The sequence below is a fragment of the Rhodococcus sp. IEGM 1379 genome (assembly GCF_030056815.1).
Classification (GTDB): domain Bacteria; phylum Actinomycetota; class Actinomycetes; order Mycobacteriales; family Mycobacteriaceae; genus Rhodococcus_F.
The window spans coordinates 21,946-46,808 of sequence record NZ_JASHKR010000035.1 but is presented as its reverse complement, the minus strand read 5'-3'; the positions used below and the strand labels follow the sequence as shown (position 1 = coordinate 46,808).

At 61.6% G+C, this 24,863-nt stretch carries 28 protein-coding genes; 9 read left to right on the top strand and 19 right to left on the bottom strand.

Translation table 11 applies throughout. The annotated features are described in order from the left end of the window. Both QM600_RS18405 and QM600_RS18400 read right to left on the bottom strand, forming a co-directional pair. A partial coding sequence (locus QM600_RS18405; protein WP_283262938.1) for an ABC transporter permease occupies positions 1–319 on the bottom strand: 319 nt, incomplete at its 3' end. A gap of 57 nt (positions 320–376) precedes the next feature. Further along, on the bottom strand, positions 377–856 hold the full coding sequence (locus tag QM600_RS18400) for a GtrA family protein (protein WP_283262937.1): 480 nt from the start codon (positions 854–856) through the stop codon (positions 377–379). 100 nt (positions 857–956) lie between these two features. Between QM600_RS18400 and QM600_RS18395 the strand changes: the two genes are divergently transcribed. Then, on the top strand, positions 957–1,664 hold the full coding sequence (locus QM600_RS18395; protein ID WP_283262936.1) for a TetR/AcrR family transcriptional regulator: 708 nt from the start codon (positions 957–959) through the stop codon (positions 1,662–1,664). A gap of 46 nt (positions 1,665–1,710) precedes the next feature. On the opposite strand, the gene QM600_RS18390 is transcribed toward QM600_RS18395, so the two are convergent. Next, positions 1,711–2,256: a hypothetical protein gene (locus tag QM600_RS18390; RefSeq protein WP_283262935.1), complete on the bottom strand. Its 546-nt coding sequence runs from the start codon at positions 2,254–2,256 to the stop codon at positions 1,711–1,713. Positions 2,257–2,319: 63 nt separating this feature from the next. Then, positions 2,320–3,819 carry an MFS transporter gene (locus QM600_RS18385; protein WP_283262934.1) on the bottom strand — a complete coding sequence of 500 codons (1,500 nt, stop codon included), beginning with the start codon at positions 3,817–3,819 and terminating at the stop codon, positions 2,320–2,322. 100 nt (positions 3,820–3,919) lie between these two features. On the opposite strand from QM600_RS18385, the gene QM600_RS18380 reads away from it, so the two are divergent. Continuing rightward, positions 3,920–4,579, top strand: a complete 660-nt coding sequence (locus QM600_RS18380) for a TetR/AcrR family transcriptional regulator (RefSeq protein WP_283262933.1) — start codon at positions 3,920–3,922, stop codon at positions 4,577–4,579. Positions 4,580–4,624: 45 nt separating this feature from the next. Beyond that, positions 4,625–5,476: an alpha/beta fold hydrolase gene (locus QM600_RS18375; RefSeq protein ID WP_283262931.1), complete on the top strand. Its 852-nt coding sequence runs from the start codon at positions 4,625–4,627 to the stop codon at positions 5,474–5,476. Here the strand turns inward: QM600_RS18375 and QM600_RS18370 are convergent. Together QM600_RS18370 and QM600_RS18365 are read right to left on the bottom strand one after the other, a co-directional pair. Further along, positions 5,451–5,645: a hypothetical protein gene (locus tag QM600_RS18370; RefSeq protein WP_283262930.1), complete on the bottom strand. Its 195-nt coding sequence runs from the start codon at positions 5,643–5,645 to the stop codon at positions 5,451–5,453. The genes QM600_RS18375 and QM600_RS18370 overlap by 26 nt on opposite strands. 211 nt (positions 5,646–5,856) lie before the next feature. Beyond that, positions 5,857–6,213, bottom strand: coding sequence for a winged helix-turn-helix transcriptional regulator (locus QM600_RS18365; RefSeq protein ID WP_283262929.1), 357 nt, complete (start codon positions 6,211–6,213; stop codon positions 5,857–5,859). A 105-nt stretch (positions 6,214–6,318) separates the two neighbouring features. Here QM600_RS18365 and QM600_RS18360 point away from each other — a divergent pair, with 105 nt between their 5' ends. Continuing rightward, positions 6,319–6,936, top strand: coding sequence for a malonic semialdehyde reductase (locus tag QM600_RS18360; RefSeq protein WP_283262928.1), 618 nt, complete (start codon positions 6,319–6,321; stop codon positions 6,934–6,936). 29 nt (positions 6,937–6,965) lie between these two features. On the opposite strand, the gene QM600_RS18355 is transcribed toward QM600_RS18360, so the two are convergent. Then, the gene (locus QM600_RS18355; protein ID WP_283262927.1) at positions 6,966–8,636 is read right to left on the bottom strand and encodes an MFS transporter; all 1,671 of its coding nucleotides are present in this window, start codon (positions 8,634–8,636) and stop codon (positions 6,966–6,968) included. A 256-nt stretch (positions 8,637–8,892) separates the two neighbouring features. Between QM600_RS18355 and QM600_RS18350 the strand changes: the two genes are divergently transcribed. The 4 genes from QM600_RS18350 to QM600_RS18335 are packed head-to-tail and all read left to right on the top strand — an operon-like array spanning position 8,893 to position 12,510. Then, positions 8,893–9,540 carry an ABC transporter permease gene (locus QM600_RS18350; protein WP_094269972.1) on the top strand — a complete coding sequence of 216 codons (648 nt, stop codon included), beginning with the start codon at positions 8,893–8,895 and terminating at the stop codon, positions 9,538–9,540. Continuing rightward, positions 9,537–10,730, top strand: a complete 1,194-nt coding sequence (locus tag QM600_RS18345; RefSeq protein ID WP_283262926.1) for an ABC transporter ATP-binding protein — start codon at positions 9,537–9,539, stop codon at positions 10,728–10,730. Before QM600_RS18350 ends, QM600_RS18345 begins: the two co-directional genes overlap by 4 nt. 38 nt (positions 10,731–10,768) lie before the next feature. Then, positions 10,769–11,527, top strand: a complete 759-nt coding sequence (locus QM600_RS18340; RefSeq protein WP_283262940.1) for an ABC transporter permease — start codon at positions 10,769–10,771, stop codon at positions 11,525–11,527. Beyond that, positions 11,527–12,510 (top strand): glycine betaine ABC transporter substrate-binding protein, encoded by a 984-nt coding sequence (locus tag QM600_RS18335; RefSeq protein ID WP_283262925.1) that lies wholly within the window; start codon positions 11,527–11,529, stop codon positions 12,508–12,510. The genes QM600_RS18340 and QM600_RS18335 overlap by 1 nt, the downstream gene beginning before the upstream one ends. 406 nt (positions 12,511–12,916) lie before the next feature. Here QM600_RS18335 and QM600_RS18330 read toward each other — a convergent pair whose 3' ends face one another. The 5 genes from QM600_RS18330 to QM600_RS18310 form a co-directional block, all read right to left on the bottom strand. Continuing rightward, positions 12,917–13,564, bottom strand: coding sequence for a GntR family transcriptional regulator (locus tag QM600_RS18330; RefSeq protein ID WP_283262924.1), 648 nt, complete (start codon positions 13,562–13,564; stop codon positions 12,917–12,919). Positions 13,565–13,592: 28 nt separating this feature from the next. After that, entirely contained in the window at positions 13,593–14,360 is a 768-nt protein-coding gene (locus QM600_RS18325; protein WP_283262923.1) for an enoyl-CoA hydratase/isomerase family protein, read from the bottom strand. Next, positions 14,357–15,421, bottom strand: a complete 1,065-nt coding sequence (locus QM600_RS18320; protein WP_283262922.1) for an acyl-CoA dehydrogenase family protein — start codon at positions 15,419–15,421, stop codon at positions 14,357–14,359. The genes QM600_RS18325 and QM600_RS18320 overlap by 4 nt, the downstream gene beginning before the upstream one ends. After that, positions 15,418–16,545: an acyl-CoA dehydrogenase family protein gene (locus QM600_RS18315; RefSeq protein WP_283262921.1), complete on the bottom strand. Its 1,128-nt coding sequence runs from the start codon at positions 16,543–16,545 to the stop codon at positions 15,418–15,420. Before QM600_RS18315 ends, QM600_RS18320 begins: the two co-directional genes overlap by 4 nt. A gap of 101 nt (positions 16,546–16,646) precedes the next feature. Further along, on the bottom strand, positions 16,647–17,693 hold the full coding sequence (locus QM600_RS18310; protein WP_283262920.1) for a phosphatidylinositol-specific phospholipase C domain-containing protein: 1,047 nt from the start codon (positions 17,691–17,693) through the stop codon (positions 16,647–16,649). A gap of 131 nt (positions 17,694–17,824) precedes the next feature. Here QM600_RS18310 and QM600_RS18305 point away from each other — a divergent pair, with 131 nt between their 5' ends. Then, the gene (locus tag QM600_RS18305) at positions 17,825–19,348 is read left to right on the top strand and encodes an AMP-binding protein (protein WP_283262919.1); all 1,524 of its coding nucleotides are present in this window, start codon (positions 17,825–17,827) and stop codon (positions 19,346–19,348) included. A 123-nt stretch (positions 19,349–19,471) separates the two neighbouring features. Here the strand turns inward: QM600_RS18305 and QM600_RS18300 are convergent, their stop codons facing one another. From QM600_RS18300 to QM600_RS18270, 7 genes are all read right to left on the bottom strand, one after another. Then, positions 19,472–20,548, bottom strand: coding sequence for a hypothetical protein (locus QM600_RS18300; protein WP_283262918.1), 1,077 nt, complete (start codon positions 20,546–20,548; stop codon positions 19,472–19,474). Further along, positions 20,541–21,152, bottom strand: a complete 612-nt coding sequence (locus QM600_RS18295; protein ID WP_283262917.1) for a signal peptidase I — start codon at positions 21,150–21,152, stop codon at positions 20,541–20,543. Before QM600_RS18295 ends, QM600_RS18300 begins: the two co-directional genes overlap by 8 nt. Continuing rightward, a complete protein-coding gene (locus tag QM600_RS18290; RefSeq protein ID WP_283262916.1) occupies positions 21,149–21,754 on the bottom strand; it encodes a SipW-dependent-type signal peptide-containing protein in 606 nt (201 codons plus the stop codon). Before QM600_RS18290 ends, QM600_RS18295 begins: the two co-directional genes overlap by 4 nt. After that, positions 21,747–22,496 carry a signal peptidase I gene (locus tag QM600_RS18285; RefSeq protein ID WP_283262915.1) on the bottom strand — a complete coding sequence of 250 codons (750 nt, stop codon included), beginning with the start codon at positions 22,494–22,496 and terminating at the stop codon, positions 21,747–21,749. The genes QM600_RS18290 and QM600_RS18285 overlap by 8 nt, the downstream gene beginning before the upstream one ends. After that, a complete protein-coding gene (locus QM600_RS18280) occupies positions 22,496–23,038 on the bottom strand; it encodes a hypothetical protein (RefSeq protein WP_283262914.1) in 543 nt (180 codons plus the stop codon). Before QM600_RS18280 ends, QM600_RS18285 begins: the two co-directional genes overlap by 1 nt. 26 nt (positions 23,039–23,064) lie before the next feature. Next, complete coding sequence (locus QM600_RS18275) at positions 23,065–23,592, bottom strand: alternate-type signal peptide domain-containing protein (protein ID WP_283262913.1); 528 nt, start codon at positions 23,590–23,592, stop codon at positions 23,065–23,067. 221 nt (positions 23,593–23,813) lie between these two features. Continuing rightward, a complete protein-coding gene (locus tag QM600_RS18270; RefSeq protein ID WP_283262912.1) occupies positions 23,814–24,746 on the bottom strand; it encodes an Ig-like domain-containing protein in 933 nt (310 codons plus the stop codon). Positions 24,747–24,863 lie beyond the last annotated feature (117 nt).

Genomic DNA, 24,863 nt, shown 5'->3' with positions numbered 1-24,863 from the left:
GAAGGACAACACCGACTCCCGATGCCACCGCAACGCTCAACCAGGCACCGGAGATTCCGGCCAAGGATCGTCGTGCCGCGGTAAAGGATGCGGCACCGAACATTCCGATGAGAACGAGCACCGCCGACCAGATGTGCGCGAGGGCCGCAGCCAAGATCACGGAAATCGCAGCGAGCTGCAATGCTCCGCGCACCACCGCGCCGGGAACGGTGCGGACGCTACCGAGGTGAGCAAAGCGATAGACCACAGCCGCCAGTACGGCCATGACGAGGCAGAGCAGTCCCAACCGGATACCGGAGTCGGCGATCGAAATGCTCATGGGTCTCAGTGTTACCCATTACGACGCGTGAGGTCAGAACACCCAACCGCTGTGAACTCAGAACACCCAACCGCGAAGGGCGACAAAGCGCAGGCCTCCGACGAGGGCGCTGACTCCGATCACGAGTGCGGCCTGCAGTACGCCGCTCGATCCCGGAAAGAGGACTCCGAGGGCACTGATCGCGGCCGAGCTGGCGATCAGTCCGATCAGAGCGAGTCCGCCACCTTCCCACTGTGCCGTGAACCAGTGGACACGATCTGCAGCGTGGAAGGTGAGCCGACGGTGAAGTTCGTTGGCGAGGATGGTGCTGAGCACTGCGCCGATCGCGTTGGCGACGAGGACGCCGTCACTGTGAACGGCCAGGAAGACACCGAAGTAGAGGATGTTGCTGATTCCGCCGACAAGGGCGAAGCGAATGAGCTGAACGAATGCGCGATCACCGGTGAGGAGGCCGATCAATCTCGCCGAGATGCCGCTCTTTTGCCTACCTACCACCGAGGTCGGATTGCTCCCGACCCAGATGTCAGACATGCTCATATGTAGCTTCTCTCGTGAAATTAATCGGAACCATACGTTCCGCTTAGCAATATAGCACTAGCGGAACCATTCATTCCGCTTAGTGTCGTAGACTGTGAGGATGCCGACAACACACCCCGACGCGCCTGGTGCGGGAGTCTCGGCCGACTGCACGCCACCGCGCCTGCGCGCCGACGCAAAAGCCAACCTCGAGCGCATCCTCCAGTCCGCTCGAGCAGTCTTCGGAGCCCAAGGCCTCGACGCCACCCTGGCCGACGTCGCCCGCCATGCCGGCGTGGGAGTCGGAACCGTCTACCGACGGTTCGCCAGCAAAGACGAACTGATCCAGGCTCTCTTCGACACCCGCTGCGCCGAGATCGAATCCCTCGCAACCACGTCACTCGAGACACCCGACGCCTGGGCCGGTCTCGTCCACTATCTCGAAGAAATTTCACTGCGCATGTCCGACAACCGCGGTTTCGGCGACCTCCTCATGGACAGCCGCTTCGAGTCCGCCGCGTTTTCCAAGGCCCGCGCAAGCATCACTCGCAACACCGCTGCCCTCGTCAATCGCGCCAAGGAGCAGGGGACGCTGCGCAGTGATTTCGAGATCAATGACATCCCCCTCCTGATGCAGACCATCAAGATGGCGCAGAACTTCGGCGGCGACGAAGCCCCTCAGGCATACCGACGAGTGCTCGGGTTCATGATCGACGGGCTGTGCAGCTCACGGTCCGGACACCGCGAACTTCCGGTTCCGGCCCTGACGATCGAGCAGCTCGATCACGTCATGCACCGCTGCGGGGCAACGCCCGAACGTAATTGCTGACGCGACGAGATACCCGCGCATCAGATACCCGCCTTAGATACCCGCCTTAGATACTCAGCGCCGACATAGTCTCGCTGAATGCACCTTCGCGCCCCGGCAAGATGACCTTCTGAAACAGCGTCAGCACGCACTCGTCGAGTTCGTCCGTCGCGGCAAAACTCTTGCGCGACACCTCGATTGCACGTAGACCGTGTGCACGCACGTACCGTGCCAACGTGGTTCCGTCGCGCAGTGCCGTTGCCTTACGCCCCGACGAATGTTCGAACCGATACCGACGTCCGGCTACCGCAACTTCGCAGAATTTGTTCCGACGCCGCATCGCGCCCAGCCTTCCGTCCGAGACGCTCACGTCGCCCCCACCCGGCAACCGCAAGGTCGCAGGCTTGCCTTTGATCAGGGCCGGACCGTATCGATCGATACGTTCGGCCGTGGATTCGCGTTTCCAACTGCCGAAATGCGCTGTGAACTCGCTATCCGAAGCCGGAAAGAGTTCGCCGCGCAGTACACCGGCCGGATCGAACATAGCCACTGACGAGAGGTCTGCCGCGATTCGCACAGACCAACCGGTGTCGGTCGGACTTTTCCACTTCATGACCAGAAGTATCCCGCACCTGCCGGGGCCACCCCGCACACGGAGGTGACCCCAGCACGTTCGTCAGTGTGCGAGGACCAATTCACCCTCGGGTGCCGACGGAAGAAGACCGCTGCGGATTACCAGCCCGGTCAACACTGCGCCGACCACGAAAATAGCTGCGGCCCAATAGAACGTCGTCGTGTAACTTTCGACGGCCGCCTGCGCTTGTGTCAGCGGGTTCATCTCACGGCCAACCAGGTACTTGGTGGACGCCGACGCTGCGATAGTGCTGAGCAGTGCGGTACCGATGGAACCGCCTACCTGCTGCATCGTATTGACCGTCGCCGAGGCAACTCCGGCGTCTTCGTATCGAACTCCCGAGGTGGCGCCCTGCATCGACGGCGCGAAGATGGTGCCCATGCCGAGGCCCGTCACGATAAGTCCGGGCATGATGTGGACGGCGTAGGTGCTGTCGACGGAAATCTGCGCCAGAATTGTCAATCCGATTGCAGCGATCACCATTCCGCTCGGGATAAGAAGTCGCGGACCGAATCTGGGCAGGAGCACTGCCGTCGACAGTGTTGCCGCGGTGACGATTCCCGCAACCATCGGCATGAAGGCCAGTCCGGTTGCGATCGGCGTGTAGCCGAGGATCAGCTGCATGTAGTAGGTCAGGAACAGGAAGACCGCGAACATGCCTATGCCGGAAAGGAATATGGCCAGGTACGCGCCGGCGCGGATCCTGTCGGCCACCACACGCAGCGGGAGCAGCGGATGGTCGGACTTGGTCTGCCAGTAAATGAATGCGGCCATGAAGACGACGCCCGTACTCAGCCACGCGATGGTGGAGCCCGAACTCCAGCCGTCGGACTCTGCCTTGGAGAATCCGAAGACGATGCTGAAGAGACTGATCGCAACCAGGATTGTTCCGGGGATGTCGAGTTTCGGCCTGTCACTGGTCGCGACGTGGGGCGCGAACAGGATCACGGCTCCGACCAATGCGATTGCCGCGAAGAAGAGATTGACGAAGAGGCACCAGCGCCAGTCGACCCATTCGGTGAGCGCACCGCCGAGCAGCAGTCCGACAGCGCCACCGCCGCCGGCGACGGCACCGAAGATTCCGAAGGCCTTTGCGCGTTCCGCCGGGTCGGTGAAGGTCACCGTCAGCAAGGACAGCGCAGCCGGTGCAAGAAGTGCACCAAAGACACCTTGACCCGCACGCGCGGCGACAAGCATCTCGAAGTTGACGGCGGCACCACCGATTGCGGAGGTGACCGCAAAGCCGATCAGGCCGACGATGAAGGTGCGCCTGCGACCGAACAGGTCGCTCAGCCGACCGCCGAGCAGCAGCAAGCTGCCGAAGGCCAAGGCGTAGGCCGTGATGATCCACTGGCGATCGGAATCACCGAACTCCAGTGAGCGCTGCGCAGCCGGCAGCGCGATGTTGACGATGGTGGCATCCAAGACCACCATGAGCTGCGCAATTCCCAGAACCGCGAGAATCAGCCACCGTTTTGCGTGGTTGTCCCCTGAAGGCGCCGGGGACTGCTCGGTTTCAGTCCACTCAGCAATGTCTGACATGTTCCCTCGCCCAACCTATGCGGAGATGGCTTCTCCGGTTAGCAAAAACGGTACACCCAAACGGAGATGTTGTCTCCACTTGGCGAGTAAACTGGACACCATGAGCACCGCAATGGAACGCCCGCTTCGCGCCGACGCCGCACGCAATCGGCAGTTGATCATCGATGCCGCACGCGAGTTGTTCGCCGAAGAAGGAATCGACGTCACGCTGGACGACGTCGCTCGCCGCGCGGGTGTCGGCGTCGGAACGGTGTACCGACGGTTCTCCAACAAGGAAGAGTTGATCGACGGCGTCTTCCAGCAGAATTTTGCCGATATGGCTGCTGCTACCGAAGCTTCTCTCGCCAATCCCGATCCCTGGGACGCACTGGTCACTTTTGCCGAATTTGCTTGTGGCCGTATGTCGGTCAACCGCGGACTCAAAGACGTTCTCAACGGAACCGACGAAGGGTGCGAGCAGGTCGCGGGCCAGCGATCCATTATCGAACCGGCTATCGAAGAAATATTCAAGCGGGCACAAGACGCCGGAATGCTGCGCCCCGACGCAGTGCCCACCGACATCTTCGGCCTCATCTTCATGGTCGGCGCCGTCACCGAGTTCGCCCAACCCGTTAATCCGACGGTGTGGCGTCGATACATGTCGGTAATGCTCGACGGACTCCGCGCCGAGGGACTACACCGCGACCCACTCCCCCTGCCGCCCTTGTCATCCGACGAACTGCACGAGGCCAAGCAACTACTGAAGGCACGGAAGCGATAAGCCACTATCCGCCCATAAAACTGCAACATGTTCTAGTATTGCCGAATGGACGTGAGCTACGAGGGAACAAAGCGAGAAGTAGCGACAGACAAGGGGACGTTGCGCTATCACGAGGCCGGCGACGGCCCACCGCTGATCCTGCTGCACGGCTCTGGCATCGGAGTCAGCGGATGGCGAAATTACCGCGGAAACCTGGAGGTCTTCGCCGAGCACTTCCATTGCTACATAGTGGAGTTCCCGGGTTTCGGCGTCAGCGATCCCGTCGACGGACACCCGGTTGTCACTGCCAGCTCTGCAGTTATCCGCTTCATGGACGCACTCGACATTCAGTCGGCGGCGATGATCGGTAATTCGATGGGCGGTGTCGTCGGGGTCAACGTGGCCATGCGGCATCCAGACCGGGTAAGCAAACTGGTCACCATCGGCGGAGTGGGCCCCAACATCTTCAGCCAGAACCCGAGTGAGGGAACGCGTCTACTGCAGCAGTTTGCCGACGCCCCCAGCCGCGAAGGGTTGGTTCGCTGGCTCGAATGCATGGTGTTCGACCCGAGCGTCATCACCGAGGAACGGATCGAGGAACGCTGGGAAACCGCGAACGATCCGGCGTCACACCAGAGTCTGGCGGCGATGTACGGCTCCAAAGCATTTGCAGCGCAACAGCACATGATGTCCAAGTCGGACGTGCCGCCGTACTGGTCGATGATGCACAAGGTGCAGTGCCCGACCCTGCTCACCTGGGGTCTCGAGGACAGGCAGTGCCCGCCGGATATGCCGATGATCCCGATGCGGCTCATCCCCAACGCCGAGCTGCACATCTTTCCCCATTGTGGTCACTGGGTGATGGTTGAAGCCAAGGAAGCCTTCGAGCGAGTCACGACCGAGTTCCTCCTCCGCTGAGCTGCCAGGGAACCACACCGTCGTGTTTGGAGTAGAGCGCCGTCGACGGAACCGGCAGCGGCTGCCCCTGTGCCCATTCGGTACCGCGTGGCGATCGAAGTAGCCACGGCGCGGCCAGGAGTAACGACGCGATATCTGCCAGGCCTCGCGGCGGCTCCGTCAGGCACATCGCCAACGAGGGTAGACCGCGAAGGAACGGCTCCGCGAGCTGTGGTCTCAACCCCCCCCCGCGGAGCCTTGTCCACAATCGCCACCGGTTGCGACCCTGGACCGCGCATCTTGTTCGATCGCGAATCACCGCGAATCACCGCGAACTTGATGTGATCCAGGACACTAATAGCCCTCAGGTTGCAACTACGTTGCGACTTCGGAGGGCGCAGTCACGACTCCGGGCAGTCCGCCGCAGGCAGGTTCTCGGCAGCCCAGGTTGTCAGTTCGTTCAGCGCCGGCAGCAACGCCTGCCCTGACGCGGTGAGCTGGTATTCCACCGAGACGGGCGGACCTGCATCGACAGTGCGAACCACCAGTCCGGCGCCGGCTAATTCGGAAAGTCGATCGGAGAGCACCGAGTCACTGATTCCGCCGACGGCGCGCTTGAGCTCGGCAAATCCAGCCGATCCGTTGAGCAGAGTAGCAAGAATGACGCCGTTCCAGCGTTTGCCGAGAAACCCGAACGCACGGGCCAGCGCGCCGTCGCAGGCGCGGGGTGGGTGCTCTGTTTCATTCTTGCTCGCCATGCCACCACCCTAACGGCAGTGCTACCGTGTCCATAGTCACTTTGATTTTACTAGCAACTCGCTTTACCGGACTCACCGGCAGGGCGCCACGGAACGGACACCACTATGTCGCTCGACGCAGCATCCTTCACTTCGCAGCAACTCGACGCAGCAGGTCGCGAACTCCTCTTCACCGAGGCCCGCACCGCAAATACCTTCTCCAACGAGCCTGTCACCGACGCTGAACTCACCGCCATCTGGGAGCTCGCGAAGTGGGCACCCACTGCGGCCAACACCAACCCGCTGCGCGTTCTGTTCGTCCGCACCGAAGAGGGCAAGGCTCGCCTCGTCGAGCACATGTCCGACGGAAACAAGGCCAAGACCGCGACAGCTCCCGCCGTCGCCGTTCTGGCTGTCGACACCAAGTTCTACGAGCACATCCCGGTTCTGTTCCCCATCCGTCCTGAGATGAAGGACCACTTCGCGTCGAACGAAGCCGCAAGTACGTCGACCAGCCAGTTCAACGCTGCACTCCAGGCCGGGTACCTGATTCTTGCTATCCGCGCCCAGGGTCTGGTTGCCGGCCCGATGGCCGGCTTCGACGCTGCCGGCATCGACGGAGAGTTCTTCGCCGACGGCCGCTTCAAGACCAGCCTCGTCGTGAACATCGGCCACCCCGGCGAGAACCCGTGGTTCGATCGCCTGCCGCGTTTGGCCAACGAGGACGCACTCAGCTGGGCTTGAGTCCACAGTTATTACTGCGGGAGGGTTCGTTAATCGAACCCTCCCGTTTCTCTATCTCGAGCAACTTTTTGCGCACTTGCTTTTACTCTGAGCGCGCCGATCAGTCCTAGCACCAGGAACGCCGCTGACACGTAAAGCGAGTAGCGCGTAGCCTCGGCAAATCCGTCTGACAGCAAGCGCACTACGTCCGGACCGGCTTCACCCAATTTCCCTTGTGCGCCTTGATCTCTCAGCACACCGATAGCGCTGCCGGCAGATTCGCGGGTGGCGTCGGACAGTTGGTTGGCCTCCGGCGCGGGCACTCCGCCTGATTCAAGGGTGCCCGGCATATTTCTCGACAATCCGAACGCCAATACTGCGCCCACGAGGGCACTTCCGATTGCCGAACCCAATTGACGGACCGTACTCTGCGTTGCGGAACCTTGGCCGGACTCTTCGGGCGGTATGTCTGCCAGGGTGGTTCCGGTGAGCTGAGCTGATGCCAGACCGAGCCCGGTTCCGTAGATCACCAAAAGCAGGGCCAAAAGCCACGGTGCCACCGTCGAACTCACGAATACCGCAACAACGATGACGCCGACAACTTCCAGGAGCAGTCCAAGGATCACTGTCCCGGGGGCACCGATCAGTGCTGTGAGATGCCGTGCGAGAGAGCCGGATATGAATGCTCCGCCGGCCATAGCGGCGAGGACGAATCCGGCGCCCATCGTGGAGAGCCCCAATGCATTGACGAGGTAGAGGGGCAGCACGAACAGCAGCCCGAACTCTGCGATCGCCACCATCATGGCGGTCACGTTGCCCCAGCTGAACGTAGGCGTGAAGAACAGATTCATGTCCAGGATTGCGGAGCGGTGAATCCGTCCGCGATGCCGCTCCCAGAATGCAAATCCGATCAGCAGCATGATCCCGATCGCACCGATGGTAGGAACAGCGGGCAGTGGCGCATCAGCCGACCAGGTAATCCCCAGAACATTCAGATCTGTTTTCTGCGTCCACCAACCAAGACTGTCGCCTTCGATGAGCGCAAAAATCACCGCTCCGAAACCGAAGGCGCTCAACAGAAGACCCGGAATATCGAGTCCGGGGTCGATCACTCCCGCGCGAGTTTCCGGGACAACCAGATAGGCGGCGATCAGCAGGACGATGCCGATCGGAACGTTGATGATAAAGATCCACGGCCAGGTGAAGTAGGTGGTAATCCAACCGCCGAGCAGCGGACCGATGGCCGCGACGCCGGCGATGACAGCGCCCCACACACCGAAGGCCATAGCTCTGTCCTTGCCCCGGAAGATGGAGTTCATCGAGGACAACGTGGCCGGTAGAACGCAGGCTCCACCGACGCCTTGGATAGCGCGAGCGAGGATCAGGGTGGTCGCACTGTCTGCCATCGACGCCATGAGGCTGCCGATCACGAAGACGGCAATGCCCACCATGTACAGGCGTCGGCGGCCCAATCGATCACCGAGGCGACCCGAGGTGAGCAGCAGCGCCGCAAAGATCACCGAGTAGAGACTGTTGATCCACTGGGCGTCGTTGAAGTTCAAGTTCAGGTCGTCGACCAAAACGGGTAGTGCAACTCCGACGATGGTTCCGTCGATGACGATCATCGCCAGTCCACCGACGAGAACTATCAGCGCCGCCCACTTGTTCGTGGGTACTGCGCTCTCCGGTTCAGCCGTGGGCCCACTCGTAGGTTTGTCCATCTCACACTCCAAAAACAGGCGAATTGGTCGATTTACCATATGCCCGTTTCCGCACATTCGCAGCAAAGTCTCCGGGAAAATCCCTCATCCAGAACAACATCCGACACGCTGCCTTCGGAATTAGTTGCAGTCCTGAGTTTTTAGGACGAAAGTCGACGGAAACCCCTTGCGCTCCGAACACGGCTTGTGTAGCGGATGTGTGCGAGGGGTACGCCTTCGAGCGAGCAGATGTCCGAAAGAAAGTGGGTTCGGAAATATGGGCGCACTGTGGGATTTTGTCGTCGAACGACGACAACAGCTATTGACCGACTCCTATCTCCACGTTTCAGCCGTTATCCAGTCGGTGATCATCGCAACGATCGCTGCGGTGCTCATCGGAATTCTTGTGTACCGCAGTCCAGTTGGTTCGTCACTGGCGACGGCACTGGCCAGCACGATTTTGACCGTTCCGTCGTTTGCTCTTCTCGGACTTCTGATTCCGATTCTCGGGTTGGGTGTCCCGCCCACCATCACTGCGTTGATTCTCTATGCGCTGCTTCCGATCATCAGAAATACGATCATCGGACTCGCCGCGGTCAATCCGGCGATCACGGACGCAGCCCGTGGCGTCGGCATGAACCGACTCCGCGTTCTGAGTCGTATCGAATTACCCATAGCCTGGCCGTCGATACTGACCGGAATGCGCGTCAGTACCCAGATGCTGATGGGCATCCTCGCTATCGCCGCGTACGCCAAAGGCCCCGGACTAGGCAACTTGATCTTCTCCGGACTGTCTCGCGTCGGCAGCCCCAATGCGGTACCTCAGGCTCTGACCGGCACCGTTCTCATCGTCATTCTGGCCCTGATTCTCGACGGTATCTACGTCATCATCGGTCGTCTCACTACTTCGAGGGGTCTTTCATGACTGAAACCATCCCGTCCGCCATCTCCGCAGCTCACAAGGTTTCCGGCGTTGAGATCGTCCTGGAATCCGTGACCAAGCGTTATCCGGGACAGAAGGATGCCGCCGTCGACAACGTCTCTCTGACGATTCCGGCGGGCGAAATCGTCGTCTTCGTCGGACCGTCCGGTTGCGGCAAGACGACAACAATGCGCATGATCAACCGCCTCATCGAGCCCACGTCCGGCAAAATCACCATCGACGGCAAAGACGCACTGTCCATCGACCCGGACAAGCTACGACGCGGTATCGGCTACTCGATCCAGCAAGCCGGCCTGTTTCCGCACTTCACGATCGCCAAGAACGTGGCCACTGTCCCCGGCCTCATCGGCTGGGACAAGAAACGAATCACAGCGCGTGTCGACGAAATGCTCGATCTGGTCGGCCTTGATCCGGATACCTACCGTGATCGTTACCCGCGACAACTTTCCGGCGGTCAGCAGCAGCGCGTCGGGGTTGCGAGAGCACTTGCCGCCGATCCCCCGGTTCTGTTGATGGACGAACCTTTCGGCGCCGTGGATCCGATCACGCGCGGACTCCTACAAGACGAATTGATGCGTCTGCAATCGGAACTCGGGAAGACCATCGTGTTTGTCACCCACGATTTCAACGAGGCCGTCAAACTCGGCGATCGGATTGCCGTGCTGGGCAACCAATCCAGCATCATGCAATACGACACTCCCGAGGCTATTCTCGCCAACCCCGCCAACGACATGGTGGCCGGTTTTGTCGGCGCCGACGCTTCGCTCAAACAGTTGACGTTGACTCGCGTGCGTCAGATCAAGCTCAAGCAGTGCATCACAGCACGCGAGACCGACTCTGTCGAAAGTTTGAGAAGTAAACTCGCAGATCGTAAATGGAAGTGGGCCCTGGTCCTCGACCAGCGCGACCGTCCCCTCCGCTGGGTGTCGCCGATGCACCTCGCTCACGCGACGTCGCTGCGCGGTGTCGGCAACGAACTCGGCGAGGCCGTCTCGATTCAGTCGACCTTGCAGGACGCGCTCGAAGCCCTTCTTGCCGAGAGCAATGCATCCACGGTTGTCACCGGCCTACGCGGCGAATACGTCGGACTCATCACCATCGACTCTCTGGTCAGCCATCTTTCGGAGATGCGTGCAGAACATGAACACGATCACGACGAGGAAGCGGAGTGAGCGCGCCGACGGCAGAACTCGCTGCTGCGACCGTCGATCTGGGCGACGCGGAAAATGCGGCGACGCGTAGAGCGGAGCGGGCGCGACTGCTCGTTCAGCCGATCATCGTCCTGATTCTTGTAGTCGGCGTACTGATCTGGGCATTCACCCGAGATCTGACCACCACCCAGAAGGCCAGTATCAACGCAAGCAACATCGCAACATTGACGTGGCAGCATGTCATGCTCACCGCCGCGGTCGTCATCATCGTAGTTGCGCTGGCAGTGCCGCTCGGCACCCTGTTGACCCGGCCCCGCTTCACCCGATTGGCCCCGATCATTGTGGGAATAGCCAATATCGGAGCGGCGGCGCCAGCTGTCGGTTTGCTCGTCCTGTTCTATCTGGCAACCCGAACCACTGGCTTCTGGATCGGAGTATTGCCCATCGCGTTCTATTCGTTGCTTCCGGTGCTGCGCAATACAATTCTGGGCTATCAGCAGGTAGACAAGACCCTGATCGACGCCGGGCGCGGCCAGGGAATGTCCTCGTTCACTATCCTGCGACACCTGGAATTCCCCATGGCTGTCCCCTATATTCTTGCCGGCCTTCGCACTTCGTTGGTGCTGGCTGTGGGAACAGCGACGCTGTGTTTCCTCGTCAGCGCCGGCGGCCTGGGAATCATGATCGACACCGGATACAAACTTCGCGACAATGTCACGCTGGTGGTAGGTGCGGTACTTGCCGTATCACTGGCCTTGTTGCTGGACTGGTTGGGCGCATTAGCCGAACAGTTCCTCGGCCCCAAGGGATTACGATGATGTCGAAAAACAAGCGCGGCTGGAAGGTCGTCGTCGCCGCACTTGGTCTCACTCTTGTTGCATCGTGTGGTCTCGAATCCGGTGGCGCAGTTCCCCTGGCAGTGGGCCCGGGCACCATCCGTCCGGTTCCGGAACTCGAGGGTGTGAAGATGACCGTGGGGTCCAAGGATTTCACCGAACAGATAATCCTGGGATACATCATCGAATTCGCCATGGTTGCAGCCGGCGCCGACGTTCGTGACCTCACAAATATTCAGGGCAGCAACAGCACCCGGGATGCCCAACTGAACGGGCAGATCGACCTCACCTACGAATACACCGGCACGGGGTGGATCAATCACCTCGGCAACGAGATCCCGTTACCCGACCCGCAGGCACAGTTCGATGCCGTGCGAGATGAAGATCTGGCCAAGAACGACATGGTCTGGATCGATCCGGCACCGATGAACAACACCTATGCCTTGGCGATGAACAAGGAAACTGCCGAAAAGACCGGAGTCAAAACGATTTCGGACTACGCACGACTGGTCGAATCAGATCCGGGAGCTGCCGTGACCTGTGTGGAAACCGAATTCAACGTACGCCAGGACGGATACCCCGGCCTGGCAGCCAAATACGGATTCGATGCAAGCCGGGCGCAGCGACAGATTCTGCAGGGCGGCATCATCTATCAGGCAACCGCCGACGGAAATCAGTGCAAGTTCGGCGAAGTATTCACCACTGACGGCCGCATCATCGCCCTCGACCTCGTACTGCTCGACGACGATCTTTCCTTCTTCCCGAAATACAATCCGGCACTGGTGATGAAGAAGAGTTTTGCCGACGCACATCCGCAGGTAGCCGAGATCATGGCACCAATTTCGGAGCGTCTCACCAACGAGGTGATGACGGAACTGAACCGACAGGTCGATGTCGAAGGCAAGGAGCCTGCCGAAGTTGCCCGCGACTGGATGGTCTCGGAAGGCTTCGTGACAGCCGGTTAGTCACCGCTTTCGTCCCACACAGAAGATCCGACGGAACGGGGTCGTCGACACCTTCGGGTCCGCGAAGCATCCCACCCACGCGGTTATTCCACGTCGGGGACTCAGCAAGGTCGCGCATCAGCACCCTCGCACACACCCGTATCAACCGCTGCAACAGTCGATTCCGTTTCCGAACTTCCAGCCTCCGCTCGCGCCGAGCCAACTTCTGGGCCGAACTTCCATCACGGCACGTCGACGCCGCCACATCCGTGCCTGAGCGCACACAACTTCCTCCGACGCACGGGAACCCACACACAAAACCAACTAGTGGACGAAAATACCCGCACGCCCCACACACAAGCCCGGCAAATGCGCGGTATCCGAATTCTCTCGGATACCGCGCATTTCTTGTTGGAGGACTGGGGGGTCAGCGTGGTCGAGAGCGGCCCAACCTTGTCACGACAAGAACTTCGGTAACAGATCGATGCTCGTCGCTCGCTCGGATCAGCTCGGCCGTATCCTGGTCGCGGACAGCTTGCAGAATCCGCTCGTGGTCCTCGGAAATCTGCTGGCGAGAGGATGATTCGTGAATGTAGAGCGCCCGGTAGAAGTCGGACATGTACCACAGGCGTTCCACTTCCTGCCGTACTCGCTGCAGAGGTGAATATTCGAAGAGCCGGAAGTGGAACCGATGGTTGGCTATCTGAAACTCCGGACCCTCCTCGGCCGGTTCTGCCCCGTCGACCTGCTTCTGAATCCGTTCCAACTCGGCCACGTCGACGCTACTCAGGTCGATCGAGGCCAGGATTTCCGTTTCGAGCAGGCGCCGCATCAGATACAGCTCGAAAAGATCCTCACTGCTGAACCTGGCGACGGCGTAGCCGGTATTCGACTTATGTTCGAGCACACCCTCGGCTTGCAAGGTCGAGAGCGCTTCCCGCACCGGGATTCGGCTGACGTTCAATCTCTCGGCGAGCTCTGCCTGGTGGACTTTTTGCCCAGGCAGAAGCTCACCGGAGACGATCATCTGCCGGATCTGTTGCAAGCATCGTTGCGCACCAGTGGGTTCCTTCACGGTGAACACGATAGTGGTGTCACCATGCTCACTTGGCGTGGAACTGCGGTTGTTGCCGCGCAAGGTTGGCTTCGATGCCCGCTACGCAGTCCTCGGTCCCCCACAGCACAACCTGCTCGGCCAACTCACGCCCCAGCACCGCGGCCACCTCGTCGCGCAGTCCGCCGCGCAGTGTTTCCTTCATCGAGCGCACGGCCAGCGGTGCATTGGCAGCGATTTCGTGGGCGTAAGCCAGCGCCTGCTCACGAATGTTCGCGTCTTCCGCCAGGCGGTCCACCAGGCCCAGTTCGTGCGCCTGCGTGCCGGTCAGCCGCCGCGCGGTGTACAGCAGATCGGCTGCGGTTTGAGCTCCCACGACGCGAGGCAGAGTGACGCTGAGTCCGAATCCCTGATGGAAACCCAGCGCGGCGAAGTTCGCATGCAACCGAGTCGACGGTCCGGCCACTCGGAAGTCTGCGGCGCAAGCCAATCCGAGGCCGCCGCCCACTGCCGATCCCTGCACTGCGGCGATCACGGGAACCGGGATCTCGAACAGTCGCAGGGCCTCGGTGTAGATGTCGCGCACGATATCTGCGCGGTCCGGTCCCAGCCCACCCTCGCCGAAGTTTGCTCCGGCGCAGAAGTGCTTGCCGGCCGACGCGAGAACTATCGCCCGAATGTCGCTGGTTTCGACGAGTTCTGTTGCTGCATCGGCAATCTGCTTGAGCAGGTCCTGATCGAAGAAGTTGGCGGGCGGGCGGGAAAACTCGATGGTCGCGACGTGTCCGTCAATGTCAACGCGAACGGCATCAGTCATGAGGTCAGCTCCAAAATCGGTTTCGGATTGGTGATCAAACGTGCCAGTGACGGCGCGGCGGCGACGCCTCGCCCGAGTTGCGTCGCCAGTGCAATCTCGTCTCCGAACTCGCATCGCCACGCGTGCAGGCGACGGGTCAGCTGCTGTAAGCGGTATTCCTGCGTCATGCCGATGGCTCCGTGAGCCTGATGTGCGGCGCGCACACTGAGCAGTGCATTCTGCGAGACCACCAGTTTTGTTGCGATCACTTCGAATTCGGCTTCGCGGGCAGTGAGAGCACATGCCGTGCGGTCAACGGCCAGCGTCGACATGGACGCCATTTGGGCGAGTGTGACGATGTGCTGCTGCACTGCCTGAAACTGTGCGACGGGACTGCCGAATTGGACTCGTTGGGATACGTAGCGCTGCGTCAGCGTCGAGACGGCTTCCATGGCTCCGGCCATCTGCACCGAACGCAGGAACGCACCGAGCCTACTGAGCAGCCGCGTATCCACCGGGGTATCACCGATCACGGCCGGTGCGCCGGTGAAGGTCAGGCTTTGTCGCGGCTGTCCGGCAAAATCGGTTCCGGCACCGATCTTGGCGTCACTGACATTCAGGAGCACCACTCGGTCGCCGAGTATCGCTGCCACTACTGCCGCGGCACTGCCCCACGGCACGTCGTACAAGGTTCCCGAGACTGTGCCGTCGAATGTTGCAGTGTCCCAGTGCGATCCCGGTGCCACTGTGGTTATGCCGGCCGGCACCGGCAGCCCTGATGCGACCGCCAAGCGGCCGGCCAGGTAGGTCTCGACCAGGGGCAGCGGCGCTGCGTGACGCGCTGCGGCGCGCAGCACGGTCACGACGTCGAGGATGGAACCACCGGAGCCGCCGGCGGATTCGGGAAGGCCGACCAGCGGCAGGCCCAGTTCAAGCGCCGCGTCCCATAATCCGGTGGGCAATCCGTCAGCTTCAGCTTTGGCAACGACATCGGCGTCGGACTTCTCGGCGAAGAATTGCTCGACCATCGCTTCGAGATCGGCATCACATGCGTAATCATTGTGCTGTGGTACAGAATTCATCGGTTCAACCCCTTGACGATCACGGTGCGGAGTATCTCGTTGGTACCGCCGCGGATCGACCATGACGGCGCGACCAGTACCGCGCGGGCCAGCAGCGACTCGTACGGATCTTCGGACGCCAAGTCGGGGGCTCTGCCAAGGTGCCGCGATACCGTCGCGACGCAGTCCTGCTCGAATCGTGTTGCCATCTCCTTGATCAACGCCGCTTCCGTGACCGGCGAGCGGCCGTCGTCGACCATCCGGGCGATCGAGAGCGACATTCCGCGGAAAGCCCAGCAGCGCGCGGTAATCGAACCCAGATCGGCTAGTGCGGCCGGGCCGCCGGCAGCGGCTTGATTGGCTGCCCAATGCTCGAGCACCGGCATCAATGACATCCACCGGTCGACGCCACCACGTTCGAGTGCGAGCTCTCCGGTGTTTTGACCCCAGCCCGCTCCGACGTCGCCGAGGCGACGTGAGTCGGGAACGAAGACGTCCTGGAACGACACCTCGCAGAAGTCTTCGCTTCCGTCGATGAACGGGATGGGTGAGACCGTCAGGCCCTCACTGTGACGATCGATGATCAGTTGGGTGAGCCCGCTGTGTTTATCGGCGGAGGTCCGCAGCAGCGAAAGGATGTGCGTCGCGTGGAACGCGCCGGTGGTCCAGATCTTGGTGCCGTTGACTTTCCAGCCACCGTCGACGCGTTCGGCGCGAGTTCGCAGTGACGCTAGGTCCGAGCCGGAATCGGGTTCGCTCATGCCGATCGAGAACGAGAACTCACCGCGCGCGATGCCGGGCAGGAAGTACTGCTTCTGCTCTTCGGTTCCGTTGGCCGCGATACTCGGACCGGACTGGCGGTCACCGATCCAGTGATAGCCGACCGGCGCTCCCCGGGCGAGAAGTTCTTCGACGACGACCAGGCGGTCCACTGCCGAGCGTCCGCTGCCGCCGTATTTCTGCGGCAGCGACATACCCAGCCAGCCGCGGCTTCCGATATCTCGGGAGAACTCGGGATCCACTGCTCCTGACATTCCGAGTCCGAGCGGATAGCTTCCGGGCGTCAGCCGCTTGTCGAGGTACTCGCGTACTTCAGCTTGAAGGTCGAGTTCCTCGGCCGTCAATTCTGTTGCGTCGAAACGCATGAACGTCTCCGATCAGTCGAATTGCCGGAATGCAGACTTGGCATACAAAAATGTATACCAAATTGTGCGACGCCATGAACCGGAGTACCGGGCATGAAAAGTTACCGGCGCGGAACCACCGTGGCCAGCACGCTCGGAAGTCTCGACCAATCCGAGGTGATGTAACTGGCATGATCGCCGGCCAGGCGATCAAGTCGGTCCTGCGCCTCGCCTTCCGACGCGTGTGTCCCGTCGATTGCGGGCGTCACGTTCTGAGCGTCCGTCATGATCAGCAGGTACCCACGTTCGTTGTACCAGTTCAGATCTATTGCGCCGCTTACGTATTTAGCTGCATCCCCGTCAAAGATCACGAACCACGGTCGCACCGATGGATCCGCATACCGGGCGATGCGCGGATCACCGACTTCGGCGCCGTGCACGGCGGGAAACGCCGCTGCGTACCCGAGCCGATCCGCAGCAGCGAGGTCGCGCAGGTGCGTCGCGTACTCGACATCGGTCCACCACGTATCGAGCGGATTCTTTTCCTCGATGGTTCCCGGAATCAGCTCGAAGATGAACTTGCCGGCCATCGCGTTCACCGAAGGCCAACCTCGCTGCGTGACTGCGTCGTCCGGTGTCGCAAATTGATCGCCCACCAGATCGGCGGGGGTGAAGACGGCGTCGCCCAGCGTGTTGAGGATCAGCGCATCGAGATCGGCCGGCCCCCGGCCGTACCCGGCTGTAAATCCGTCTTTGAGTTCGAGCTTGATCATCACCGGCGGATGCTCGGGGTGGGAATCATGCCAGGCACGCATGTCCTCCAGACACCCCGCGAAACCCTGACCGCTGCTGCTGCTCCCACTGCTCCCTGCTCGCGGTCCCGTCGCATCCTGCGTGCCGACGCAGTTGCTTTCACTGGCAAACGGATTCGAGTGCGAAACCCGCCAGTCCACACCACCACCGTTTGTCCACAGATCAAGTTCGAGGAGTGATGCTCCCGAGTCGAGAGCGTCCGCAAAATACGGGAAGGTCGACTTCTCGTAGGAGTTGTGCACGCCGACAGACGTCGTATCACCAAACGATGTCTCTCCGGGTACTGCCATAGCCACCCCGAATCCCGCCAGAGGGAGGACGAGGGCACCGAGCAACACCACACCTAATCTGCGCACCCGAGAACTTTCGCACGTCAGCGGCCATCAGGTGGTCGCTTTGACCAGTTCGCTTTTGATCCTCGAAGCAGCGCATTCCGTGCTGATGCGATGATTCTGGAGTAGTTCGTTCACAGTTCCGGAGGACAGTCGTGTTTCTGACCCAGTTCATTCATCGTGCCCTGCGCGAATCACCGGGACTTCCCCTGACCGTCTTCGGAGATCGAGTGTTCACGACGGCCGAGTCCGTCGATCGTGTGGCGCGGTTGGCGAGCGGACTCGGCAGCGGCACGGGCGACTGCGTATCGCTTCTTGCGTTGAATTCAGACCGCTGTCACGAGACAATTTTGGCCGGCTGGTGGTCGGGTGCCACGGTCAGCCCGCTCAACTCTCGATGGTCTGCCGCGGAAATAGCGTATGCACTCAACGATTCGGGATCAACCATTCTGATCGTCGACGAGAACTCAGCCCCACTGGTACCGGAACTACGCGAACTCTGCCCCGATCTGGGGCGCGTCGTGTTCTGTGGTTCCGGAACGGTTCCGACGGGAATGATCGACTACGACAAGCTTATTGCCGAATCGGAGCCTGTCCCGGATCTCAGGATCGGCGACGACGCCGTTGCACTTCTGCTCTACACCGGCGGAACAACCGGGCGCTCCAAAGGCGTGATGGTCAGCCACAAGGGATTGATGACGTCGACGCTGGGAACACTCGCCGCCGGCAAGCCTGCCGTCGCCGACGGTATCAACCTGCTTGCGAATCCGCTGTTCCATATCGCCGGCATCGCGAGTTGGATGGCGCAGAACATGATGGGAGGCACGCAGGTCTTTCTCCCCGTGTTCTCACCGCAGGCAATGCTCGAGGCCATCGACCGGCACCGGCCCACCACGGTGGGCGTCGTTCCGACCATGCTTCACATGTTGGTTACCGCAACCGATCTCGATGCTTACGACCGTTCGAGTGTTCAGGTGGTTCGCTACGGGGCCTCCCCCATTTCACCGGCGCTACTGGAACGTTCGATGAAGGCTTTCCCTCGTAGTGGTTTCACGCAGGGCTACGGAATGACCGAGACCGCGCATATCACCGTACTGAGCGCCGCCGATCACCTCGTTGGTGGCGATCTGCTGCGATCGGCCGGCCGTGCACTCCCCCATTGCGAAGTGCGGATTGTCGACCCGGCCGGAGACGAAGTTCCATCCGGAACAGTGGGCGAAATCGTCACTCGCGGTGATCATCTGATGCTCGGATACCGCAACCTGCCGGATGAGACGGCTGTGGCCCTCGCCGGCGGCTGGATGCACACCGGCGATGCCGGGTATCTCGACGAGCGCGGGTATCTGTTCATCGTCGATCGAATCAAGGACATGATCATCACCGGTGGCGAGAACGTCTACTCCACCGAGGTCGAGAATGCCTTGGCGCAGCACCCCGCCGTAGCCGCCTGTTCCGTTGTGGGCGTGCCAGATCCGAAGTGGGGCGAACGAGTACACGCCGTTGTTGTTCTACACCCGGGCGCCCGGGCAGATTTCGACGAGCTTCGTGCACACGCGAAATCCCTTGTCTCCGGCTACAAAGCACCGCGATCGATCCAGTTCGTTGACGCACTGCCGCTTTCTGCTGCCGGCAAGGTCCTCAAGCGTGATCTGCGTGTCGCCGCCGAGACTTATCCGTAGATACGAGTGTGCGCCAACACCACCGTCCCCGACAACGAGAACCACCGGGAACGAGCCGACGTACGGCTGTGCCCCCGGGTCGAGTGACTCGGGGGCACAGCCGAGGGGTCCAGCGGTGAGCTGCTACCCGAAGTCAGGCATGTTCTGCCCGCTGTCCGTGTAGAACTTCCACTTGCCATCCTGCGGCGACTCCATGATGCGGTACACCTGGGCGCCTCCGACGATCCACAGCTGGCCGTTGTTCCAGTGCAGGGTGGAGCCGGCCTCGACGCGACCGCTGGCCAACTCGTTGCCGTCAGCGTCGACAACTGCGACCTTGTTCCCGCCCACGGTCCAGCCGGCAGTGAGACCGCCACTCTCGACGGTGTCCGTCAGCACCAGCTTCGGCGCTTCGGTCGGAGTGGTCTCCGGCGAGGTAGTCGCGTCCGGAGTAGTCGCGTCCGGAGTAGTCGCGTCCGGAGTAGTCGTTCCGGGAGTAGTCGTTCCGGGAGTAGTCGTGGTGCTGGTCGGCTCCGTAGACGTGGTCGGTTCGGCCGTCTCGCTCGTGGACGGGGCCTGCGAAGTGGACTTGTCTACCCCGATCGCGTCCTCCTCGGTCGGTGGCTGCGACCTGCTCAGAGGCGACTGCCCGTTCGGGGCCGGGGTAGTCGGATCCCAGATGTTGGTGTCCTCCCACAGCTCGTTGACCGCCCAGTTGGAGAGTCCGCCCGAGCAATAGGTGTCCGACGTTGTCGAAGTATAAATCCCTTGCCCAATCCAACCGGAAGACGTCTTCCTAGTTGCATCTGTTGCACCACTGGCGATATTCACCGTGTAGACACGCGCGATAAACGTTTGAGCAGTCCTACTAAAATTGAATTTCTTGTTTAGGCCAGTCTCGAAGGTATCTGACATAATCTCATTGTTGTTGCGCACCACGACAACCCTGTATTTCATGCCTGCCCCAGCACTAGGCCAAGAAATGGTGGCACTGCGAAAACCAGCGGTTCCGCTGTTTCCACACGATGCGGTTGATGGCAGTGGCGTCGGGTAGAAGTTGCCCGTCGCCACCTGCGCGCCGGTCGAGTTGACCGCGTCAGCCGGATTGGCCATCGTCCCCGTGGCCTGGGCAACTCCGAGGGCCATGGCGGCAGCGCCGCCGATAGCGATCAACGACCGCAGCGACTTCATGCGGGTGCGAGCCCGTCGCATTTCAACCATTATTAGCCTCCTGAAGCTCCCCGCGAGTTTCGTCAGCATCGACGCGGGCATCATTTGTAGTGGCGGCGCGGCTATTTTCCAGACGCCGGTCTTTAGTTCGTCCAAATGCGATGACTAGCACCGCACCTACCAATCCGCCGCCGAGGAAGGTCGCGAGCGGGCTGGACAGCCAAGCCACGACGTAGCCGAGTCCTCCAACGCTGAAGAACACGCGGTCGGCTTCGGTGATCGTGTAGGGCACACGGTCGGGAGCGTTGTTGGCATCGCCCTTGAGCGTGGCAACCACCTGCTCCCCACCGGTCGGCTCGAGACTGTCCACGCGGTGGGTGATCCGCACGCCCTGGTCGTTGTAGACGCTGACTACATCGCCGATGGCCAGTTCTGTCGCGGGGACGGTTTTAGCCAAAGCCAATGCGCCGGTGGAGATTTCCGGTTCCATCGAACCGGAGCGAAACACCAGAGGTTTGATGCCGAACACAAGTGAAGCGAGAGTGGCGACGATGCAGATGAGTCCGGCGACCGCAGCTACATTCAGCGTGATCTCCTTGCCACGACTACGCCCCACCGTCACCTCCTCATCAGTGCTGACCATCTCGATAATCACAGCCCTTCGGCGGTAAAGTTGAAGCCGAGATTGGCGATCTTGAATTGCGCGGTCGCACCTGCGGTGGAATCAACGGTGACCTTTACGCACACCTGCTCGGAGGCACCGGCCGCGAGTGTCCTGCCCGAGGCGAGCGTCGGGTTGCCGGAGAAAGCCTGTTCCGTACCGATGATCGGTCCCGAACAGGTGGTGCCGTTGTTGGCTCCAGTCTGATAGAGGGAAACCTTGAGCTTGCCGATCAGCGCGGGAGAACCGGTGGCGGCGGCGGAGACCGCCCAGTTGAAGGAGACCGTTCCGGTGTTCTGAACAGTGAGGGAGCCAGCCTCACTGCTGCCTGGCAGCATGCTGTTGCGTTTGAGTTCGGTGAACTGGTGCGTCGGCCGCTGATTGTCGACCTTCATTTGGACCGACGACGTACTGAAAATACCGGTAGTAGCAGTAGCGCTGTCGGACCACGCCGCCATCGTTCCCACCGCACCGAGACCCAAGACCATGCCGAGGGAGAGAACGGCACGCGCACGGGTCCAGCCGGTTTCGCCTAAACGGCCGCGCATCCCCGACCCGAAGCGCGCATTATCGCGCGATTGCTGGTTGTTAGACATTCTCGTGTCCTATTTTCGTTTCAGTGGTTGATACCGGCATGGCATGAGCCTGCAAGTCGTCTGCATCGGAACCCTGTTCATCGGCCGGTCCCCCGTCCACACCGTTCTCACGGCGCTTGTCGAGCAACCCGCTGATCACCATCCACACCGCGTATCCACCCAAGGCCACCGCAACGCCCGTGATGAGAATCGACCGCGACTGGCCGTTGATCACCGTGTTCACCCGACCGAGCTGCGGCACCGAATAGATGACTCGACCCCGAATCTGTTCCGGCACAAGCGACCACGAGTCTGCGATGGGGTTGTTGTCGCCGCGGGTGTGGATGCGACGCTCGCCTTCCCCGGTGTAGTAGATGCCCTCGATGCGGTGAGTCACCACTGCTGGCTCGCCGGAAACCGGCTGGAACGTAATCACGTCCCCGGTGTTCAGGTCTTCGTTGGCAGTCGGCTTGACGACGATGAGCGTGCCTGGGGGCATCGTCGGTTCCATCGAGCCGGTGAGCACCGTGTACGCGGTCGAGCCGGTGAGCCGGGGGATAACGACCATCACCGCGAGAAGCCCGACCATCAGCAGCAGGAGCACCCACGAGACGATGGTTCGAGTCCACCACCAGATCGTGGCCTTCTCATCTGCATCGTCTCGTGGGTGCTCCTGCCGATCAGGTACTCGTGCGGGGGCAGCATGCCGAGGAGATCCCTCGGCATGCTCGCCCGCGCGGCGACTTCTCGCGGTGATGGTCATTACTGGCTAACCGAACTTGCAGCGAAGGTGAACGTGGCGTCGCTCGTCTGAGCGGCAGCCGCAGCTGAACCCAGCGTGGCCCGCAGGCACAGCACCTGCATCTGCCCCGCCGGGACGAGCTGCGCGGTGAAGGCCGCCCCATCCATGGGACCGTTGTAGAGCTCGGTGCCCACATTGCCGGTTGCCGTGCACGCAGCCTCGGTAGTCACCTTGGCAACCCGCAGGGTCAGCGGCGGCGGGGTAGCACTGTTGAGAGCCACATCATCCAGCAAGTAACTCATCTGCACGTTGCCGGAATTGATTACCGGCAGCGGCATCTGAATGCTGTCGCCCGGGCCCTTGTTCTCCAACTTGAATCCGGCGAGGTTGAACTGCTTGACCCCGCTGGTACCAGCGGAAATGTCGAGCAGACCGGCTGTAATGGTAGCGCCGCCGGGTGATTCAACTGAATCGCGCCACAGCGCGCCGGTCTGCTGCACCGAGACGAACCCGATGAGCAAAACCGACGACGCTGCGATCGCCCATTTGTACTGGGTTTTCACGTGACCTTCTTCTGGTTACGGATTAACTACGGGGTGACAGGCGTAATGACCTGCTCGAGGACGATCGTTCCGGCACCGATGGTGGCGGTGCCGCCGGCGCCGACCTGACCGGCGGTAGCTGGCTTGAACTCCACCTCGGTGGTGAACGAGATCGGGCCGGACGCGGTGATCGGCGAGACGTTGGTGTTCGACGCGGTTACGGCGAGCAGACCCGGGGTCGTCGCCAGCGAGCCGGTCAGGTTGCCGAGCGTGGGCGTGAGGTTGGCCTTCAGGTTGGTGCCGTTGAGCGTCACGGCGTACACCGAGGTGTAGGAGACCTTGTCGCCGGGGACCAGCAGGTCCGTGCCGGGCACGTATGCCGCGCCGGCCTTAGTACCGTTGACCCACTTCCAGGTGCCGGCCGACGTCTCCGAGACGGCCATGGAGCCAGCGGTCACCGTACCGGCGCCCGTGGTGGCGGTGGACGCGTTCCATGCGGCCATGGTGCCCGCGCCGCCGGCGAGGAGCAGTGCGGCGGAAGCGGCAGCGATGGCGCCCTTGGTGGTCTTGTTCATCTGATGTGTCCTTTACTTGAACAACCAACGCCAGTGCGGAAGTGCACTGTCGGTACATCGAGAGTTCCGGCCACCAATCGGCCGTGCCTCGTGGTCCAACCCGATTGCGCGGGTCGGGTCAGCTGTGCAACGCGCCTGGGCGCATCAGCTGAAGTTTTTTGGGGGGCAGGGGCTCTCGCCCCTGTCCGGGTAATGCCGAAAGTCCGGCGAGTCGTGAACGACTAGCTGCCGAAGCTACCGAAGACGTCCAAGCTGCCGAGGGAACCGGTGCTGCTGCCGCTGCTGCCGCCGGGATCGGTGGGCTCTGCCGCGACCGTCACGGTGACGGGAGTCGACGCCGGGCCGGTGCCGCCGGCGTTGCTCGCGGTAGCGGTGATCGGATGACTACCGACCTCGGTGATCGTCAGCTGGCAACTGAAGTTGCCGTTCGTGTCCGCCGTGGCGGTGCAGCTCTTGCCGCCGCCGGTCACGGTGACAGTGCTGCCGGGCTCAGCCGTACCGGAAACCGTGACCGGAGTACCGGTCTCGACCTCGGCCGCGTCGAGGGTCAGGCCGGTGGGAGCAGCGGGTGCCACCACCACGACGGGCTCGTCCTCGATGAGCTCGAGGTTCCAACCGCCGTCGATCTGGTTGCCCTGCACAACCTCACCACCGGGAATGCCCAGGATGAAACCGACCTGCACACCGACGTTCGTCGTGACAGGCTTCTTCGCCAACTCAATGCGAGTTGCCGAGTTCACACCGGGACCGATCTGAACCTGCTGCCCCTTCTGGCTGCCGATCTGACCCTGCACGGTCGCGGTGCCGCCGTCGGTAACCGACCAGCCCTGGCTGAAGAGGGTGAGGGTCGCGGGTACGTCGCAGATGTTGCGAACATCGAAGGTCAGCACTGTGCCGGAGTCCCCGGGGACCGGGATGTAGCCGGTGCCGACGGGGCCGAAGGCGCTCGGAGCGACCCAGGCCCCGCCGTTCTGGGACATCTGCAGGCACGTGTCGGTGATGTCGTCACCCGGAGCGGCTGAGGCCAGGCTGGGTGCGAGCAGTGCACCCGAGGCCGCGAGGAGCAGTGCAGCCGGCAGCGCGGTGAACACCGCCGCGGTGCGCCGAGGAAGACGGGCTACGCGTCCGCCCCCGACCGGGAAGAATCGAGACATGTGAAGACTCATTTCGTCTGTCCCGTTACCGGGCATGTGGATTGAAAGACGCCAGATCCAGTTCACGTACGCCCCGGAGCGGGGGTAGAGAACAGGCGCCTGTCGTTAGTGCCAAAC

Coding starts and splice junctions, on each gene's coding strand:
- QM600_RS18385 (WP_283262934.1), bottom strand. CDS start 3,819: ATGTCAGACATTGCTGAGTGGACTGAAACCGAGCAGTCCCCGGCGCCT.
- QM600_RS18285 (WP_283262915.1), bottom strand. CDS start 22,496: ATGACCATCACCGCGAGAAGTCGCCGCGCGGGCGAGCATGCCGAGGGA.
- QM600_RS18395 (WP_283262936.1), top strand. CDS start 957: ATGCCGACAACACACCCCGACGCGCCTGGTGCGGGAGTCTCGGCCGAC.
- QM600_RS18390 (WP_283262935.1), bottom strand. CDS start 2,256: ATGAAGTGGAAAAGTCCGACCGACACCGGTTGGTCTGTGCGAATCGCG.
- QM600_RS18325 (WP_283262923.1), bottom strand. CDS start 14,360: ATGACTGATGCCGTTCGCGTTGACATTGACGGACACGTCGCGACCATC.
- QM600_RS18335 (WP_283262925.1), top strand. CDS start 11,527: ATGTCGAAAAACAAGCGCGGCTGGAAGGTCGTCGTCGCCGCACTTGGT.
- QM600_RS18290 (WP_283262916.1), bottom strand. CDS start 21,754: ATGTCTAACAACCAGCAATCGCGCGATAATGCGCGCTTCGGGTCGGGG.
- QM600_RS18370 (WP_283262930.1), bottom strand. CDS start 5,645: ATGTGCCTGACGGAGCCGCCGCGAGGCCTGGCAGATATCGCGTCGTTA.
- QM600_RS18400 (WP_283262937.1), bottom strand. CDS start 856: ATGAGCATGTCTGACATCTGGGTCGGGAGCAATCCGACCTCGGTGGTA.
- QM600_RS18275 (WP_283262913.1), bottom strand. CDS start 23,592: ATGAACAAGACCACCAAGGGCGCCATCGCTGCCGCTTCCGCCGCACTG.
- QM600_RS18380 (WP_283262933.1), top strand. CDS start 3,920: ATGAGCACCGCAATGGAACGCCCGCTTCGCGCCGACGCCGCACGCAAT.
- QM600_RS18360 (WP_283262928.1), top strand. CDS start 6,319: ATGTCGCTCGACGCAGCATCCTTCACTTCGCAGCAACTCGACGCAGCA.
- QM600_RS18300 (WP_283262918.1), bottom strand. CDS start 20,548: ATGGTTGAAATGCGACGGGCTCGCACCCGCATGAAGTCGCTGCGGTCG.
- QM600_RS18365 (WP_283262929.1), bottom strand. CDS start 6,213: ATGGCGAGCAAGAATGAAACAGAGCACCCACCCCGCGCCTGCGACGGC.
- QM600_RS18315 (WP_283262921.1), bottom strand. CDS start 16,545: ATGCGTTTCGACGCAACAGAATTGACGGCCGAGGAACTCGACCTTCAA.
- QM600_RS18350 (WP_094269972.1), top strand. CDS start 8,893: ATGGGCGCACTGTGGGATTTTGTCGTCGAACGACGACAACAGCTATTG.
- QM600_RS18270 (WP_283262912.1), bottom strand. CDS start 24,746: ATGTCTCGATTCTTCCCGGTCGGGGGCGGACGCGTAGCCCGTCTTCCT.
- QM600_RS18320 (WP_283262922.1), bottom strand. CDS start 15,421: ATGAATTCTGTACCACAGCACAATGATTACGCATGTGATGCCGATCTC.
- QM600_RS18355 (WP_283262927.1), bottom strand. CDS start 8,636: ATGGACAAACCTACGAGTGGGCCCACGGCTGAACCGGAGAGCGCAGTA.
- QM600_RS18345 (WP_283262926.1), top strand. CDS start 9,537: ATGACTGAAACCATCCCGTCCGCCATCTCCGCAGCTCACAAGGTTTCC.
- QM600_RS18375 (WP_283262931.1), top strand. CDS start 4,625: ATGGACGTGAGCTACGAGGGAACAAAGCGAGAAGTAGCGACAGACAAG.